We start from the raw sequence: 18,948 nt of genomic DNA on the forward strand, positions 1-18,948 counted from the left end.
TTCTCCCTTCAAATATGTTAACAAAGCACTAAATGCAGCAGGCCAGATCCTCAAAAAACGGGATGCCAGGCCTACTGCATATCATCTTGCATTTGTGTAGTTGTGTATTAAAGATGAATTTACGATGACGTTAGCGCTCTAATAACCTCATAATTATCGTTACCGCTTCCGCTCTTGTTGCCTCAGCTAACGGCTCGAACGAATTTTGCTCGCGTCCGGTTACAAGCCCCAAGGAAGCGGCTTGCGAAATGAACGGTAGAGCCCAAGCTGGAATTTGCGAGCTGTCGCTAAACGTGACGGGAGATGACGTGCTTCCTTGTTGCGCATAGGCTCTTATCAGCATAGCAACCATTTCTGTTCGGTTGATCGCTTTATTAGGTCGCAAGGAGTCGTCTTCATACCCTTGAAGAATGCCTGCTTTCAACGCGGCCCCCAACTCGCCAACTGCCCAAGGGGGAATATCTGCCCCATCGGCAAATGGTGTCGTTGATGCTTCAGCCTTTAAACCAAGAGCCCGAACCAACATAGCGGCAAATTGTATTCTTGTCATTGGCTCATCAGGTTTAAAACTGCCATCCCCGTAACCGTTCACGATACCTTTGGCAGCAGCACGAGAGATAACATCGGATGCCCAATGATTCGGGATATCGGCAAAAGATTCCTGCGTGGGTACGGTTGTGGACGGATCTTTGGGTTCTACAGACGGTTTACTCGGTTCCGGTATCGGCGTTGGCGTTGGTGCAGGCACCGGCGTAGAACCCGATGAGGAATCCGATGAAGGACCTGAAGAAGAACCCGATGAAGACGAACCACTCGCAGCAGGACGCTGTGCTCGTATCGTGTACGTTTTGTGTACACCAGAAGGCATCGTCACATCCAGCAGAATAACACTGCCGCTAGCCGCAATGGCGAGCGTTCTACTCTCGCTGCCGCTGAGAACATATTGTTGAGTACTACCGTCTACGCTCACTTGAATGGCAGCACCCTTAGTGACGGAAGCTGGCGTCACGGTCAAACTGCTGATACTTGTCGGAACTGTCACTGTATAGTAAGTGATCTCTGAACTGAATGCTGGTGTAATCGTCAAATTGGAACTAATTTGAAGACTGTTTAACGCAGGCTTCTCCTCTTTAACCGGTATGTTCTGTCCTGCATTTGGTCCTACATCTGACAATGTAAGAGGACGTTGCGTCAGCACACTCGCAGGTGCATATTCATCCGCTCCGACGTCGACTGTATGTGTCCGTCTTTGGCCGTCCATATCATCCCCCGGCAGATACGGGCCTTGTGCTGCATCGACCGCTGGGCTTAAAGGAGATAACCGAATGAGTCCGTCCATGCTGCGAACCAATTTCAGATCACCTTTGTACGTCGCATTGACAACCGTCGCTGTTGCTGACACAGCAGCAAGACCGTCGGTCATGTTGCCGACATAATTAGGTCTGCCATCGGTTATATCCTTTTCATTAAATATCGTTCCTGCATTACTAAAAATCACATTGTTATATACCTGTGTACCGGTTGGCTCAAACGTCCGTTTAGCCATTTTGAGTGCCGAAGCTTTACCAGCTGGATTAACAATCGTATTGTTAAAAATTTGGACATTATATTGCCGCCAATGTCCACGAAGCAGCTCCGTCTGTCTTGCCGGTTCCAAGCTCCGGAGCGGTGCAACATCATTCACGCCGATCCCCCAGCGGATCATCGGATTCGCGCTGCCATCTGGCCCTGCATCCTCCGTGCCGCCATCAATTGTAACGGCATCGTCGGTCAAGCCTTCCATGTAATTGTTATAGATTTGATGATCATTTCCATAAATACGAAAGCCACTGGTACCTTCTTTTTTCCCATCTGCAAGTATAAAGTTACCATAGAAGCTGTTACGATGACCATGTCGAGCCACCATGCCTCCGAAGGAATTCAGAATCGTGTTGTACCGAATCGTATTGTCGCTGCTTTTCACCGACACGATCTCATCTTCGCCATTTAAGGAATCGAACAAGTTGTACTGAACAGTTACATGACCGGGCACTAGAGACAAGCCAGAGAGTCCAAGCCGAATCGCTTCCATCCCATTGGTGACCCGTGGACCCATATCGTGGAAATAATTGTACTCAATCACGTCGTATTGCGAAACCATATCTCGACCATCGTACGTAATTGCAGCGCCAAAGCCGGTTTTCGGTCCAATATCGTTGTAGGCAATCCGGTTATGACTGCCGTTGCCCTCTACCCGGATATAGTGCCGATCCGTTCCGCCATCCGTGAGCAGCGTTGATCCAGGTGTATGTGACGTTTCCCCTGTATAGACAGCGTTGTTAGCGTTATATTCGCTGCCATAACGGCAGCTGTTATCTACGCCAATGACGCACCAGATGATCTGCCCGCCTTTGGTAAACCTGTATTTCTGCCCCGTTTCATCTAAGGCAAATGTGTTTCGCAGGATGGAGATATTGGTAGTGTCATAAAGTTCTACGCCAGGGTGCAGCCCTTTCAATGAACTTAACAACTCTTCGGGAACACCTCGGCTTCGCAGCGAATTCTCGCTATCTTCCGATCCGCCGCTGGAATGGAACGTGAGTCCTTCCACGCTGACGTAGCTGGCATTCTGAATATACATATAGCTATCCCCGGCGATAATCGCCTTCCCTTGCTCTGCTGCTATTACCCGAATCGGTTGCGCAGCCGTTCCTTGCTTATCCTTAATGATGAAGGGCCCTTGCTGCTCATACGTGCCATTCTGCAACTCAATTGTCGTGCCTGGCGTAGCTTGATCGAGCGCTGTCTGCAACTCGCTAGCTGAATGGACGCGGACAACTTGAATTGGAGGCAGCGGCTCTACCGGTTTATCCCCCGCTTGCGGCGGGCCCGTTGGTCCTGTCGGTTCAGTCACTTCTGGTGGTATTCCCGTGTAAAGCTCAACTTCCGTAATACTATTCCAACTGCTTGAACTTCCTGATGCACTATTCCCATAGCCAACCAACCGTAAATAACGGTAGGACCCAGGCTGACCCAGTACATACGGCTGCAAAATACTGTCGCCTACACGAAGTGCTCGGGAGCTTCGTTTGGTCAACAGAACCGTCGATTGTTGGAAATCCGCTTGATTCGAGCCTAATATTTCAAAACTAGATACCCTGTCGATTGCATTCAGAAAAGCGATGTTCAGATACGTTACTGTCTCAGGCTGCCCGAGATCAAATTGCAGCCACTCCCCTTGTCCCGAAGCCGACCACCGCACATCGTTATCCCAGATGCCGTCTACCACATTGGCCGGGATATTGGTTGTGTTGGGTTGGTAAGAACTCGCGGTCACCGTGGTCGCGTTCATCGGAATGCGGCCGTTCGTTCCTTTGGCCGACAACCGATACGCTTGCAAGGCATATGTATTGATCGAGCTGCCGCTGGAAGCGTTCACCTTCATTTTGTTAATCCCAGCCGTCATGGCAATCTGATTGGTATCGCTCACCGGCTGATTCGTCACTGTGTTGTTCGTCAGCGTCGCATTCACTGCAATCCCTGCTTCTGCCTGCCAATCCAAGCCAATTGAGCTGGCATTTTCAGGAACTGTTACTTCATAGCCGTCTAACTTAGCCGGTGAGAACGTTGGCGTCATGCTTAGATGCTGACTACCCGTCCAAGCGTCCAAAGCGGATAACTGAATATCCGGTAATTTCTCTGCAAAGGTAAAATACAAACCATCAACAAGCGTCGCATCCGCTGCATAGTAAGTTTCCCCGTGTAGAGTAACCTGAGTTAAAGGGAGAGACACGGCATCGCTGAAATCTCCGCTGTTACTTGTTAACAGCAGACCACCAGACGGAAGCAGCCCTTGCGGAAATGCAACCTGCACAGCGCCAACATGACCGGTGTTCTGCACCTTCCACGTACGTGTCGACCGCTTGAAGCCCGATCCATAAGGAACAGAAGCCGCAGTGCTTTCATTATCTCCCCATAGCAAATACTGTTTATCGGTGAGCGCTTGTTTGGCGCTAATAATGATCTGAGATGCTACCGGATCTTCACCGCTTCGGCTTGTATCCATCGCCAACGCACCTTCTTCATCCCTAGCAATACCTGCGACATTATTGTTGAATGCCGCGTTAAGCGTGTACGGCCATACGACTTGCGGAGTCACCCCAGCTGAGACGTAATCCTTCCCTTTCAGTGGCGTTCCGAATTTGAGAGCCATATACGTCTGCACTTGATTGTGCTGCATCGCAGTAAGCGCACCGTTAAACACAATCAACTCGCCTAATTGTCCGTCGTAACCGGAACCGCCGCTAAGTGCAGAGCCAATCGTCATCGGATTGCTCCCGACACCTTTCATCGGAAGGCGTGAAGCAGTTGAAGTCGCATATGACTGCCCGTCGAGCGTAATGGATTGGTAGACGTTTCCTGTCACGGGCTGCGAGTCAAATTGGAATCCCCAACTGTTATATTGACGAAGGGGTACGTTATATCCCGTTGTAAGACGTGGATTGCTACCTGAGGCGAGATCGCCTGAATCCCACAAAATTTGCGTATTCGGGTTAGAGTAGAAAGGAAGATACGCCCCCAATTTCCCTTTCCCCTGTAACGTTTCATAAAATATTTGCGAAGACTTATTCGTTTCCGTCAATCCACCCGCCGTCACATAAACGCTTGCACGATCTACGGCCTCATCTTGGGCGAACAACCCGTCCACGTCGACTAAGATACTGCCGGTGCCTGCGCGGATAAATTGCACGGCAGGTTGGAAATTCAGTGACGGATTGGATGCCACATATTTGGGCTTCGTCCGGGGACTAGAAGCGCCCACTGTCCCATCATTAATAAAGTTATTCTCTTGCGGACCGCTATCCTTCCAAGAGGTAACTTCTCCGCTTCCATTCACGGTCATACTAGCCGGATCGGCTTTAAGCCATAATTTCAGCAAGCTCTCATCTACGCCGCCCGGCGTTCCTGCCACAGCACTATCGGCATGCGCTTTAGAGAAACCTGCAGGTAAACCTGCTAGAGTTAAAGCGCTTGCAAGCAGCAAGCTGATGATCCGTTTCGCATATTCGCTTGAACCTTTCTTCAATTCAACATCACCTCTTCGTTATGATTGCGCTCTTCGGCATGGTGCTGAAGAGCGTACAAGCCATTACACTCATCATATGGAAACCCTTACAATTAGGAAATCGTCAAAACCCAAACTCATCATCAAAATCTGGAATTGCACTGATCATTATCTAGAATGAACGTGCAAATTAGGAATCGTTCCATCGTTCCTTCCAGTCATACCCCTATTCTATCTTCCATTATAGTAAGAAAATAGGTGCGCCATTTCGGCGCACCTTCTCGTTTAGTCATGATCTTTACATTTGCATTTGCACTTGCGATAGGGATCTGTTCTAGGTTTAAATTTAAGATTTAAATTATCCGGACCAATTTCCTTAATAAGTTTCGTTATTTCTTTATTAATCTTCTTAACTTTTTCGGATTCATGTATAGGTTTTGGTCTGTCACAGCATGGGCAAGCAGGTACTTTCTCGCACTTAATAGGATATTGACCGCTAGCCAATGACCCCGATGCAGATGCGCTAATACTTACTGGTGCCATTCCACTGAAATTGTTCTCCAGAATTAATTTACTCTGTATAGCTACGTTACCCTGCGCTTCATTAATAAAGGGGTTGCTTGAAGGAACGAAACCGTTCATGAGATTCTGCGGATTGTCATTATGATCATTCCCTGGGTTCGAAGGATCGTTAATCGTAAAACTATTAGAGCTGTTGCTTGTAAAACGACCGAATAGCACATGTCCAGCTTCATGCGCTAACAAATAAGAATCAGAGGCATTGTCCGTCAAGACAACTTGTCCATATAAGCCATAATTAGTCGCGCTATTAAAAAACGTCGTCTGTGGTCCACCATTTCCAACAGCACCAGAGCTTAGGGATGGTCCACTTAAATAGACGACATACATCGCCGTCGCATTATTGTTGACGGTCCGAGCTTGCATGATCAGTGATTGAACCCTTGCATCATTCACACTTGAAACCGTATTCGCAACAATCGTCACATCTGAAATGTAATACTCTCTGAAAGAAACAAAGTTAATATTCGCGCGAACACCAGGAAAAAAACCACTTCCCCAAGCTTCAGTAGCACGATCGATATCTCCTTGCACTCTAGCTCGACGCATTTCAGGCGTATCGCTAGATCTTGCTCCTCTAGTAAAAATACTAACTACGGATACCGTTGCCATTTGCTATCTCCTCCTATAATTCTAGTAGCACTTACTACTCTAGGAGATGCAAAATAATAGAGAATGGTGTGGACCATTTGAGGGGGAAAATCGTTTAATTTACTTGTTAGAGTTCCTTACTTCTCGGTTTTCATTATGTTAGAAAGGTGTTGTTCCGCAGAGGAATTAGATATAGATGTAAAAACTAAAGCTAATGTGCTCGAATTTGAGATATTATCGTTATTAGATGGAAAACATAAGCAGAAAATACAGTTAATCATCCAAATTCACTAAATCCGTTTCAAATAGATGGAGATAATCCAGTTAGATTGCGGGTAATAGGTTAGGGTTATTATTTTTAAGGGCAACTCACTTTTCATCGCTCATTTACGAAATGAAAGTGGCCGTTTCAACAAGTCAATGCTGACTTCTGATACAGCCTCAATTCTACTATTATGTTCCGCAGAAGGTACGGTATGAACAAGCTGTTGGATCATCTGGATTGACATAATCAACTTGTTCAGGAGTATAGGCGAAGGGGGTTGAAAGAACAGCCAGCAACCGTTCCATCACAGAGTAATCTGCTTGGTTGACCGCGGATGTTAAAGCTTCTTCTACCCGATGGTTACGTGGAATAATCGCTGGGTTATGCTTCCTCATCAATTGTTGCGAGTCCACTTTGGTTCCTTGCTCGCTATTTAATCTACTCTGCCATCGCTCATACCACTGCCTGAAATCAACTTTGTCATACATGGACGTATCTTCTGGTTGATCCAATGTTAACGCACGAAATGTATTCGTGTAATCTGCGCGATTCTCTTGCATCAAATCGAGCAATCCTTTAATGAGAGATTCATCCTGAGATTCTTCATTAAACAACCCCAGTTTGCCCCTCATCCCCGCAAGCCAATTAGCCTGATACTGTTCGGAGAAATGTGCAATCTCATCCGCGATCAGTAGCGCCCCCTGTTTCTCATTGTCATGCAGCAAGGGTAAGAGCGATTCAGCAAATTTGGTGAGATTCCAAGCTGCAATTGCCGGCTGTTTGCCAAAGGCATAACGGCCTTCTGTGTCCCTGGAACTGAATACAGTCCCCTGGTCATACACATCCAAAAAAGCACAAGGACCATAATCAATCGTTTCTCCAGAGACCGCTATATTATCCGTGTTCATCACGCCGTGAACAAAGCCAACCAGCTGCCATTGGGCAATTAGGTGCGCTTGGCGCTTCATCACTTCTTGAAGCATCGCTAAGTAACGGTTCTCAGCACCCATAGCCTCAGGAAAATGCCTTAGTATGGTGTAATCAGCTAGTGATCGGAGCTCATCCACCGTGCCAAATTCCGATGCATATTGAAACGTTGCAAAGCGAATATGACTGGCGGCGACACGTGTTAAGATGGCACCAGATTGTTCCGTCTCACGAATGAATGTCTCACCTGTTGAAACCACAGCTAAACTTCGGGTCGTTGGAATGCCTAGGGCAAACATGGCTTCACTAATGATATACTCGCGCAACATCGGTCCAAGTCCCGCTCTCCCATCCAAATAACGAGAGTAAGGCGTCTTACCTGATCCCTTCAACTGAATATCCACGCGTCCTCCATGAGGTGTTAACTGCTCACCAAGGAGATGCACCCTTCCATCCCCTAGTTTATTCAGCTGTCCGAATTGATGCCCAGCATAGGCTTGCGCAATCGGCAGCCCCCCATCAGGGATCACATTTCCAGCAAATATAGCTAAGCTATCCTTACTTCGCATCTCGCCATCATTCAAACCCAAGGATAATGCCAATGGCGCATTCAAAATAATTAACTTCGGAGAGCTCACTGGCGTTGGATGAATCTTAGTATAGAAGATAGAAGGCAACCGCGAGTAGCTGTTGTCTAAGTTCCATCCCGCATCTATCCTATCTAGTTTCTCTGTCATCATGTCTCCTTCTCATAAGATTTACTACTAGAATTTACAAAGGGTAATGACACGCCGTCCAGTGACCTTCCCTAATTGGCACTAACTCAGGCTGCTCTTCTTTACACTTTGCGGTTGCTGCTGGGCACCGCGTGTGGAATCTGCAGCCAGACGGTGGATTCGCAGGAGAAGGGATTTCCCCTTCGATCTCAATCCACGCTCTTTTATGCAAGGGATTCGTTGATGGTATCGAAGAAAGTAAGCCTTTCGTATAAGGATGGGCAGGATGGAGAAACAGTTCCTCACTAGGTGCGATTTCAACCAGTTTCCCCAAGTACATAACACCGATGCGATCCGACAGATGACGAACAATGTTTAAGCCATGGGCGATAAATAAATAGGTTAACCCCAGTTTTTTCTGCAGATCCTGCATTAGATTGACGATTTGAGCCTGTACCGATACATCCAACGCCGATACGGCCTCATCTGCAAGGATAAATTTGGGGTTGAGCGCGATGGCTCGCGCAATACCGATGCGCTGTCGTTGACCTCCCGAGAACTCATGTGGAAACTTATCATACACGGAGCGATTCAAACCAACTAACTCCAATAGGTCTTCAACTTTGGCCCGTTTCTCTGTCTTGCTTAACGATTCATGGATATCAAAAGGTTCTCCAATAATATCGCCGACTCTCCAACGCGGGTTCACAGAACCGTACGGATCTTGGAAAATGACCTGCATTTCTCGGCGTACATCCTGCAGTCCTTTGCTTGAAAGTTTAGATAAATCCTCTCCTTCAAACAGAACCTCTCCCTCGGTTGCCTTCTCCAATTGCAGCAAGACCCGACCTAAGGTAGACTTACCGCTCCCCGATTCACCGACTAAACCAAAGGTCTCTCCCTTCTTGATTGAAAAGGATACATCCTCCACCGCGCGAATATAGGATTTCGAACGACTGAATGTCCCTTTTCCTATAGGGTAAAATTTACTTAACCCTTTCACCTCGAAGAGTGTCTCGCTCGTAGAAATCTGCCCCTCTGCAACATCGTAGAGTCGTTGATTTGTCTTTACATCAATTTTCGTGTCTATCTTTGTATTTTCTAACGTATCTACAACTCCTGCATATTGCTGCCAATCTGCACGCTCAACTAATTCTTCCGCGTACCAACATGCCGTAAGACGTTCATTAACGAAGCGTAAGGGAGGACTATCTTTCACACAGCGTTCCGTCGCAAAAGGGCATCTTGGATGAAAACGGCAACCCGTAGGCAAATCCGATAGATGGGGAATCGTCCCGTCGATGGAGAATAATCGGGACGACCGATCGCTATCCATCGTTGTTATGGATCGAAGTAATCCTCTTGTATACGGATGATGCGGCCTTGCGAACAATTGGCTCACGCTTGCTTGTTCAACAATTTGTCCAGCATACATCACGATGACTTTGTCAGCCATCTCTGCCGCAATCCCCAAATCATGTGTGATGAGAAGGATCGACATATTGAATTCTTCTTTCAACTCCTGCAAGAGGTGAAGAATCTGCGCCTGAATCGTGACATCAAGCGCAGTTGTTGGTTCATCCGCAATGAGCAGTTGAGGGCTGCATGTGAGCGCCATCGCAATCATCGCACGCTGGAGCATCCCGCCAGAAAGCTCGCCAGGGTACTGATTCATTCGGATTTCTGGCTCTGGAATGCCTACACGCTTTAATAAATATACGGCTCGTTCCCAAGCTTGTTCCCGATTCCCTTGTTTATGCTGAGTAATGACCTCGGTAATTTGACTGCCTATGGTAAATACCGGATCGAAAGCGGCCATGGGTTCTTGGAACACCATAGCCATCTTCTTCCCTCGTAATGCCCGAAGATCTTTCTGTGACAACGTCGTAAGATCTTCACCATCAAGAACAATGTGACCTCCGGATATATGACCATTCTCATAATCAATTAAACGCATGACAGATTTGGAAGTCACCGATTTACCACTGCCTGATTCTCCGACAAGACAGATCGTTTCGCCTACGCCAATTGTCAAAGAAACGTCTTGAATGGCCGTAATCGACCCTTTGTTCGTTCTGAATTGTACACTTAAGTTGTCAATTTCAAGCAGTTGCTTCAACTTGCGCCGCCTCCTAGCTATGCCCTTCTCTGCTTTGGATCCAGGGAGTCACGTAGCCTATCTCCGATTAAATTAACAGATATGACGAATAACGTGATTGCGAGACCTGGAAACGTACATATCCACCAAGCCACTGTTAGGTAACCACGTCCTTGGGAGAGAAGCGATCCCCAGTCCGGAATCTCTTTGAGTACACCTAATCCTAGAAAACTTAGCCCTGCACTAACCAGAATAGATGAACCTAAACCGATCGTGGACATGACCAAGAGCGGAGACCAAGCATTCGTTAACACATGGCGAACAAATATGCGTAAAGAAGAAGCGCCTATTGATCGAGAGGCGGTAATGAATGAGCGATTCTTTATGCTCAGAATCTGACCTCGCATGACCCTTGCATATTGTGGAATGGAGGCTGCTGCAACCGCAAAAATCAGATTAAATAAATGAGGGCCAAGAGCAGCAGCAATGGCTAGTGCTAATAGAATGCCTGGAATCGTCATTAGCACGTCGATAATCCGCATGAAGATCGTGTCAATAACGCCCCCAATATATCCAGATAACGCACCAATGCTACCTCCAATGATGCCTCCAGCGAGTACAGAGGAGAAACCAATAATGAGTGAATCACGACTGCCATACACGACAAGACTGAACACATCTCTACCAAAGTAATCCGTGCCAAACAAATGTGTCTTGCTTGGCGTATGCATGATTTGATCCGAAAGCATCGCTGTAGGTGCATAAGGAGCAATCCATTGCGGGAAAAGCGCACATCCGATAATAAACAATGCCATGATCGCTGCGAGATACACCAGAATCTCTGACGCATTCCAAGTTCTGGGTAGCTTTATGAATCGAAGATGCCACTTAGGTCTCGGCCAAATCGTTCTTGTAGAAAGAACATCTTTCATCGTCACCCTTCTCCTCTCCGCATTTGCTTTTCTATCCGAATTATTGTGTTCGGCGCACTCGTGGATCAATGAATACATAAGAACTATCGACTAACAAATTGACAATGACGTAGATGATGGCTGAGAAGAATACGACACCTTGCACGACTGGCAAGTCTTTGGACATGATGGCATCTGCGAGGATTCGGCCAATCCCTTGCCTGGAGAAGACAGTTTCGATTACTACTGTACCTGCCATTAAATCTCCGATATGAATGCCAATAATCGTAATCGTAGGAATTAAGGCATTGCGTAGTGCATGTCGATACATGACCAATCGTTCCGATAATCCTTTGGCACGCAGTGTCACGATGAAATGCTCATTGATGACTTCGAGCATCGAGTTACGTACCATCCGAACGATAAAGCCCGCTCCTACGAATCCTAATGTTAGTGATGGGAGAACAAGTGTAATGACCCCCTTGGACCCCATTGCCGGAAACCAGCCTAATGATACGGAAAAAATGAGGATGAGCAGAATGCCAGACCAGAACGTCGGCATTGATATTCCGAACAACCCGACAATGCGAGCTACTACATCGATCCACCGATTGCGGTGTACGGCTGAAAGAACGCCCAGCCCTACACCAATAATCGTGGATATAAGCGTACTAGCTAACGTGAGCGCTAAAGTGGCTGGGAGATGTTTAAGAATTTTGGGCAACACAGGTTCACTGTTTAGTAACGATTTACCAAAATCGCCATGGATCATTGCCATGAAATAGTGCCCAAACTGAACATAGAAAGGTTCATTTAGCCCAAGCTGACTCCTTAAATTGGCAATCGCCTCTGGTGACATAGAGGAAGGATCAATCATGGAAAGCACTGGATCCCCTGGCAGTACATACAGAATACAAAATACCAGGATTAAGGAACCAAGAATGACCAGCAATGAAACTAGCAGCCGTTCCGTTAATATCCTGCTCATATCAATTAGCTCCCTATAGCTTTATTTTTGAATAAACGTATCATTAAAGAGCGGGTAACCTAACGGGTCAAATTTCAACCCTTTCACGGTCTTCGAAGCTGCTACCGTATAAGGGAACACATAAATAGGAATGATGACCGCATTATCGATTATCGATTTCTGCACTTGTTTATAGAGTTCCGCGCGTTTCTTATCGTCGGGCTCGATAGCCCCTTGTTCCAGCCACTTATCGACTTGTGGATCTGCAAGCCCCGGAAGACTTGGTCGTGCTTTCGGATCACTTGTATGATAGAAGGCATAGAGCGCATTGGGATCCGAGTTTACTTGGCTATTCCCATAGATATCATACTCACCTTTGGTATACACAACATTGGCGATATCCTTCGTAATTTCTACTTCAACTACAATACCCACTTGTTTTAACTGTTGTTGAATAATGACAGCTATGTCGTTTCGTTTCTCGCGATTAGGTGAGCCATCGACATAGTGCAGCGTCAGTTTCTTGCCATCTTTCACACGAATGCCATCTGCGCCTTTCAGCCAACCGAGTTCATCCAATAGTTTGTTGGCTTTGGCAAGGTCAGGCTTAACCCCATTCTCAAGCGATGCATCATAACCGAACACACCAGGAGATAACGGCGACCAAGCACGTGGGTATGTCCCCAGATAAAGTGTTTTGACAATCGCGTCTACATCAAGGGCTGATTGAAGCGCTTGCCTAGCTTTTACCTCACCCCAAGGCGCTTTGCGTTGATTAATGAATAACGTGTAAGGCAATCCATTGGTATTGACTTGATGAACTTGAACGCTGGAATCAGATTTAAGCGAAACAATATTTTGCGGGGGAATCGTCTCACCAGCTAGAACTTGCTTACTTTGGACAGAACCAATCCGAGTCGCTTCTTCCGGAACAATGCTAAAGGTAATTTGATCTAGATATGATTTCCCTTTGTTTTCAACAATCTCTGGCGCCCAATTGTAATCAGGGCTGCGCTTCACTTGAATGGAAGCATTCTCTTCCCATTTCACGAAGGAGAACGGACCTGATCCTACTGGATTTTTGCCAAACTGATCGCCATATTTCTTGGCAGCTGTTGGTGATATAATGCCGAGCAAAGCTTGACTCAGGTTACCCAGAAATGCTCTGGATGGTGTTTCGAGATTGATTTTGACCGTGAACTCGTCGATAACTTCCGCAGATTTGTAGGGTTTAAGTAACGCTACTGAATTGGCCGCTTTGGTTGCTGGATCGAGAATCCGATCGTAATTGAATTTCACCGCTTCGGCGTTAAAGGGTGTGCCATCTTGGAACTTAACATCTTTGCGTAATTTAAATGTGTAACTAAGACCATCAGGAGCAACTGTCCACTCTGTGGCCAGCCACGGTTTAATCGAACCATCCGGTAATTGTACAACCAGACTATCGTAGATCGTGCGAAGCACTCGCACAGCTACGGCAAGCCCGCTGCGATGCGGATCTAGCGTATCCGGGGAAGTAGCCAGCGCATAAGTAAGTTCTCCCCCCACCACCGCCGCTTGTTTGCCTTCTTGCTTAGGACTCGCTGATTGCGAGGCATCCGAACTTCCATTATTGGAAGCACAACCTGTTAGAACAAGTGCAATAACTAACGATAACGCACTCCATTTGATCCAACCTTGTGATCTTTTCATATCTAATGCTCCCCCTTATTGGTTCATCCCATTAGTTACTTACAGTCTCTTTCACATAGCGATTTGTTGGAAAAGGCAGCCCCAAATTGCCTCTGAGCGTATCCGACTCATAGTCTGTTCGATAAATGCCACGTTCCTGTAGAATTGGAATGACTCCATCCACAAAATCGCTCAGACCATTCGGAACCCCTGATCCAACTATAAAGCCGTCTGCTGCGCCGCTCTCGTACCATTCTTGTATACGATCTGCAACTTGAATCGGGGTACCGATAAATAAAGGTCTTGGTGTTGCAGATTGCAACGCCACTTGTCTAAGAGTCAGCCCTTCTTCTTGCGCGTTTTGTTTGATGCGATCCGTTGTACTTTGGAAGCTGTTTTTCCCCAACTCTCCTAGCTCCGGGAAAGGGGCATCAAGGTCATATTGTGTAAAATCATGATGTTCGAAGAAACGGCCTAGATACGCAAGTGCTTCCTCAATTGTCACCAAGCTGGCTACTTCTTGGTATTTACGCTCTGCCTCTTCTTCTGTAATGCCGATGATTGGACCTATACCTGGCATAACAACGATCTCGTCTGGATTTCTACCAAACCCAGCAGCTCTGTTTTTCACATCCTGATAAAAGCGTTGCGCATCCTCCACAGTCGGTTGACCCGTAAAGATAGCATCCGCCTCTTTGGCGGCTAAATTTTTGCCATCCTCAGAAGATCCTGCTTGAAAAATAACCGGACGGCCTTGCTTCGATCTACCGATATTAAGCGGCCCCTGTACAGAGAAGAATTCACCCTTGTGGTCTAAACGATGTAATTTCTCCGGATTGAAAAATTCTCCAGATTGTTTATCTCTTGTGAATGCATCATCTTCCCATGAATCCCATAACCCCTTGGAGACCTGCAGGTATTCCGAAGCAATTCGGTAGCGCTTAGGGTGGTCTGGATGTTCTTCCAGCTTCTTATTGTAGTTCAGCGCCGAGCCCTCCAGCGGGGATGTGACTACATTCCAACCTGCTCTGCCAGCGCTGATATGATCGAGTGAGGAGAATTGTCTCGACACCGTGAAGGGTTCACTGTAGGACGTCGATAACGTGCCAACAAGACCGATCTTGGAAGTGACGGATGCGAGCGCGGATAAAATCGTAATCGGTTCAAACCGATTCAAGAAATGGGGAATCGACTTCTCATTAATGAACAATCCGTCAGCGATAAACAGCAAGTCGAATTTACCCGCTTCTGCTTTCTGTGCCTGTTCTTTGTAGTACTTGAAATTGACGCTGGCATCCACAATCGCATCTGGATGTTTCCAAGATGACATATTGCCACCTACCCCATGAATAATGGCCCCAAGTTTTAGTTGTTTTCGTTTCGACATTCGAATTCCTCCCTTTTCAATAAACAATAATTCCTATTGGTTTAATTGGTATTTAACTTTGTACTTACTGTATCACCGCCAAATGTATCGGTCAATCGAAGATAAAGATGTTCTATTGTTGAATAGAATTGTTCTATATAGCTGTTTTTTTCCAATCGAATGCTTGCAATGCATCCAGTACTAAGTGTGAGAAATCAAGGCTGGATTCTTTCAATGTAATGAAAATTGTACGTAAAGAAAGGCTTCCTAATGCTTGAATATCGATAGGGACAAGGAGCCCTTCTTTTACTTCTTGACGCACACACAGTTCAGGCAGAAAGGAAATACCCAAACCTTTGGTAACAAGCTTCTTGGCTGTTTCCAGGTTATCGATTTGGTACTCAATCTGCGGAGGATGATCTAAGGTTGCAAAAAGCCGATGGATCTTCACCCAATCGAGTGATCCACATTCAAAGAAGACTAGCGATTCGCGGCCCACATCTTTAATTGTCATAGGTCTCTTGTTCACAAAAGGATGACTAGGGTGAACAAATAGACGAATAGGATCCTCGTAAAAACCTAGAATGTCAACGTGGGGATGCGTTACATTTCGAACAAAACCGATATCGATCTCTTTATTAAGAAGCATCTCCAGAATAACCTCTGTCGGGGCTGTCGTTACTTTAATCTGAAGATGAGCATGTTGGCTTTTAATTCTTGGAAGAATTTCGGGGATCATATAATTGGAAACAGAAACGGTACAACCGACTCTCAGCTCGTTATAATCTTTATTCACATGTTGGAGCTGCTGCTTCCCCTTCTTATAGGATTGGAGAATTTGCTGGGCATAGGGAAGAAACTGCTTTCCTTTATCCGTCAGGGTGAAATTTCTACCTTCTCTCTCGAAAAGCAGGGTGTTCAAATCACGTTCCAATGATTGAATTCGGGCTGTTACGGAAGGCTGTGATAAGAACAACGCATCCGCTGCCTTGTTGAAACTGTTATAATGAATGACATAGACGAATGCTTCGATATTTTCAATATTCATGTGATCATGACTTCCTCTCCCACTTACCCATCATCAAGAACTACGAGAGTATGTTGTATGTAAAGCATCGTCCTGATTGTGCAGATAGGCAGATACACCTTCGAACGCTTCCTGTGCATCAATGCCGTCAAGTTGCAGCGCAATGGTTGCATGTTCGCGAAGCGACATACTCCAGGATACAATTCCTAAGAGGCCTTTCGCATTGACCTTTTCTCCATGTGCACCCAAATAAATCTGACTCGAATATTGATTCGCTATGGCCACAAAACTCAATACACGGTCCAGCGTCCATGGTTGATCCAAGGTATATGTCCAATCTATTCTCATAAGAACTCCTCCTCTAAACTTATCATCAAAAAAAAGAGACACAATCATCCTCCTTAGGATGAAGCATCTCCAGTTATCTGGTTGATTCCGATAATTCCGATTAATTTACTTGTATTTAGATTATAGTAAGTCAGACAACCATTTGTCAACGGTCGACTTGATATATTTCCATCTTTTTGTGGTAATGTCAGGCTCATCATCCAAGCAACTGCTGGTTGGTACGCTTCGCATTGTAAGTCCCGATGCAACGAAGCATGCCCGTAAACACATCCAGTGACTTAGCACGCCTCCAACTAGAGGTCCGATAATTCCTCCGGCTGCCGTTGATGTAGAGATTACATCCAGCGCATATCCGACATGTTTCTCCGGTGTATTCGTGCCAACCAACACGATGGAAGCAGGACCAAACCCTGCCATTACTCCTTGAAATACCCGAACAAGTATGAAAGAGAAGAGGTCCACTACAAAATAATTGGCAAAATGAGCCAATGCTAAACCAATACCTGAACGAATTATCATAGGTTTCTTCCCAAACTTATCAGCTAAGGAACCCCCAGAATGGCGCGCACAACCCATACGCCCATTCCTATCCACTCCTTTTGTAAAATAAAAAAAAGCATGGATTCAATATCCATGCTTACGGGTGACCAGTCAGCTTCTTAATTCCGATTAATTCAATGTGTTTTATAAGTTTTAATCTATCATTGTTGATCAGTCTTGTCAACAGGAAACCGAATCACAATCGCAGTCTCATCCCTAATGAAACTATGGACGTGAAAATTCTATGAGAAAAACCATCAGGAACCTTCATCCTGATGGTCCTTATTAGTTACATACTCTCTTGTTTTACCTATAGGCAATGCTATTTCAACGGTAGTCCCCTGATGAAGTTCACTCTGAATAGAAAATGTACCGCCATGCCCTTCCACAATTCGCTTGCAAACCATAATTCCCAAACCGGTTCCATTCGCCTTTGTTGTATAGAATGGCTCACCTAACTGAGCTAACCTTTCTTCAGAAATACCTACACCTTGATCTTTAACAGAAATAATCAAGTTTCGATTGAATTGATTTCGGCACGATATTTGTATTAAACCTCCACCGTCCATAGACTCTATCGCATTCTTCAACACATTGATTAATACTTGTTTGATTTGGTCGGGTATGCAAGTAATGACAGGGATCTCTTGGTCCATCTCCACTTGTATTTGAACATTATGAAGAAGGGCATGCGGTTGCAAGAAACTAATGACACTCTGAACAAGTTCTTTGGCTCTGCATGCTATGTAGTAGCTTAGATGTGGCTTAGCAAGTGTCATGAATTCATTGACAACATAATTGATATGTTCAAGTTCTTCCATCATAATGTCAACATAGTCTGTATTTTTATATTTAAGCAATTGTACAAACCCTTTTAAGGAAGTCAATGGATTACGTATATCGTGTGCAATTCCCGCAGCCAATTGACCGATAAGCGCCAATTTTTCAGACCGAATCATCGTTTCTTCGGACTTTTTACGTTCGGTGAGATCACGAATCACGCTCTGTACAACAGGAAATCCCAAATTTTTATACACATAAATCGAAGAAATTTCTACATCCAGGAGAGTTCCATCTAACTTTCGCATCTTTCGCTCAAAGAATTCACTATAGCTATCCATATCCGAATGCATGACCTGCTGAAGTCGCATTCCAACGATATCCTTGTCCTTAGGGAAAAAAAAGTCATAAATGGATTTTCCTTTGAATTCGTCCGGAGAAGCACCGCCAAAAAGTTTGCAACAAGCATCATTAACAAACTGAATAATGCCATCCATATGCAGCGAGATAGGTTCAGGGTTGAGTTTGAGCAATTTTCTAAACTGGTATTCTCTTTCTAAAAGCTCCGCTTCCGCTTTTTTCTTTTCGCTAATATCCCTTTCAACACCCACAAATCCAATCACTACACCTTCTGCATTTTTCACAGGCGAAACGGTGACATTGGCATAAAATGTAGATCCGTCTTTTCTAAGTTTTAGCGCTTCGAAATTCTTAATTTGCTCGCCGTTTATTAAAGATTGATATAGTCTGAACGCATCTTCTTTGAACTCATCAGGCGTCATCGGCAATACTTGCCCAATAGCCTCTTCCCTCGTCCACCCATGTAACTCTTCGAATTTCGCATTAACCTCTAGCACCGTTCCATTTACATCAACGATTACGATACCATCCGAGGTTAAGTTCATTAAGGAATCTATCAAATATTCTTTTAGTCTCATGAGTAAACGTCCCCTAATTTAAATGAGTGTTGTAGCTTTGAATTCTTCCCCTACTGGTAAAATCCTCTATTATGCCTACACTTTTTTTTAGGGTTTATAGATGAATTTCCCTATATGCTAAAGAAGACAGTCAATCCTCTTGGATTCGCTGCCTTCCAATTGTAGTCTTTCATTCTGCCA

At 45.5% G+C, this 18,948-nt stretch carries 12 protein-coding genes; all 12 read right to left on the reverse strand.

Annotation, left to right across the window (positions count from 1 at the left end; all coding sequences use genetic code 11):
- Nucleotides 1–130 precede the first annotated feature (130 nt).
- Nucleotides 131–5,065, reverse strand: a complete 4,935-nt coding sequence (locus A8708_RS26575) for a chondroitinase-B domain-containing protein (RefSeq protein ID WP_068668658.1) — start codon at nt 5,063–5,065, stop codon at nt 131–133.
- Between the two features lie 264 nt (nt 5,066–5,329).
- The gene (locus A8708_RS26580) at nt 5,330–6,235 is read right to left on the reverse strand and encodes a zinc metalloprotease (protein ID WP_068668660.1); all 906 of its coding nucleotides are present in this window, start codon (nt 6,233–6,235) and stop codon (nt 5,330–5,332) included.
- 432 nt (nt 6,236–6,667) lie between these two features.
- Entirely contained in the window at nt 6,668–8,143 is a 1,476-nt protein-coding gene (locus A8708_RS26585; protein ID WP_068668662.1) for a protein adenylyltransferase SelO, read from the reverse strand.
- A gap of 34 nt (nt 8,144–8,177) precedes the next feature.
- A complete protein-coding gene (locus A8708_RS26590; RefSeq protein WP_068668664.1) occupies nt 8,178–10,241 on the reverse strand; it encodes a dipeptide ABC transporter ATP-binding protein in 2,064 nt (687 codons plus the stop codon).
- A gap of 17 nt (nt 10,242–10,258) precedes the next feature.
- On the reverse strand, nt 10,259–11,152 hold the full coding sequence (locus A8708_RS26595) for an ABC transporter permease (protein ID WP_068668666.1): 894 nt from the start codon (nt 11,150–11,152) through the stop codon (nt 10,259–10,261).
- A gap of 40 nt (nt 11,153–11,192) precedes the next feature.
- Entirely contained in the window at nt 11,193–12,119 is a 927-nt protein-coding gene (locus A8708_RS26600; RefSeq protein ID WP_068668668.1) for an ABC transporter permease, read from the reverse strand.
- A gap of 21 nt (nt 12,120–12,140) precedes the next feature.
- The gene (locus tag A8708_RS26605; RefSeq protein WP_068668669.1) at nt 12,141–13,790 is read right to left on the reverse strand and encodes an ABC transporter substrate-binding protein; all 1,650 of its coding nucleotides are present in this window, start codon (nt 13,788–13,790) and stop codon (nt 12,141–12,143) included.
- 31 nt (nt 13,791–13,821) lie between these two features.
- Nucleotides 13,822–15,156: an LLM class flavin-dependent oxidoreductase gene (locus A8708_RS26610; protein ID WP_068668670.1), complete on the reverse strand. Its 1,335-nt coding sequence runs from the start codon at nt 15,154–15,156 to the stop codon at nt 13,822–13,824.
- A 133-nt stretch (nt 15,157–15,289) separates the two neighbouring features.
- The gene (locus A8708_RS26615; RefSeq protein ID WP_068668671.1) at nt 15,290–16,183 is read right to left on the reverse strand and encodes a LysR family transcriptional regulator; all 894 of its coding nucleotides are present in this window, start codon (nt 16,181–16,183) and stop codon (nt 15,290–15,292) included.
- A 33-nt stretch (nt 16,184–16,216) separates the two neighbouring features.
- On the reverse strand, nt 16,217–16,510 hold the full coding sequence (locus A8708_RS26620; RefSeq protein WP_068668672.1) for an HPr family phosphocarrier protein: 294 nt from the start codon (nt 16,508–16,510) through the stop codon (nt 16,217–16,219).
- A gap of 120 nt (nt 16,511–16,630) precedes the next feature.
- Nucleotides 16,631–17,086 carry an MFS transporter gene (locus A8708_RS26625; RefSeq protein WP_068668673.1) on the reverse strand — a complete coding sequence of 152 codons (456 nt, stop codon included), beginning with the start codon at nt 17,084–17,086 and terminating at the stop codon, nt 16,631–16,633.
- Nucleotides 17,087–17,307: 221 nt separating this feature from the next.
- Nucleotides 17,308–18,768: a PAS domain-containing sensor histidine kinase gene (locus A8708_RS26630; RefSeq protein WP_068668674.1), complete on the reverse strand. Its 1,461-nt coding sequence runs from the start codon at nt 18,766–18,768 to the stop codon at nt 17,308–17,310.
- Between the last annotated feature and the right edge of the window lie 180 nt (nt 18,769–18,948).

Source organism: Paenibacillus oryzisoli (assembly GCF_001653565.1).
Lineage (GTDB): Bacteria > Bacillota > Bacilli > Paenibacillales > NBRC-103111 > Paenibacillus_E > Paenibacillus_E oryzisoli.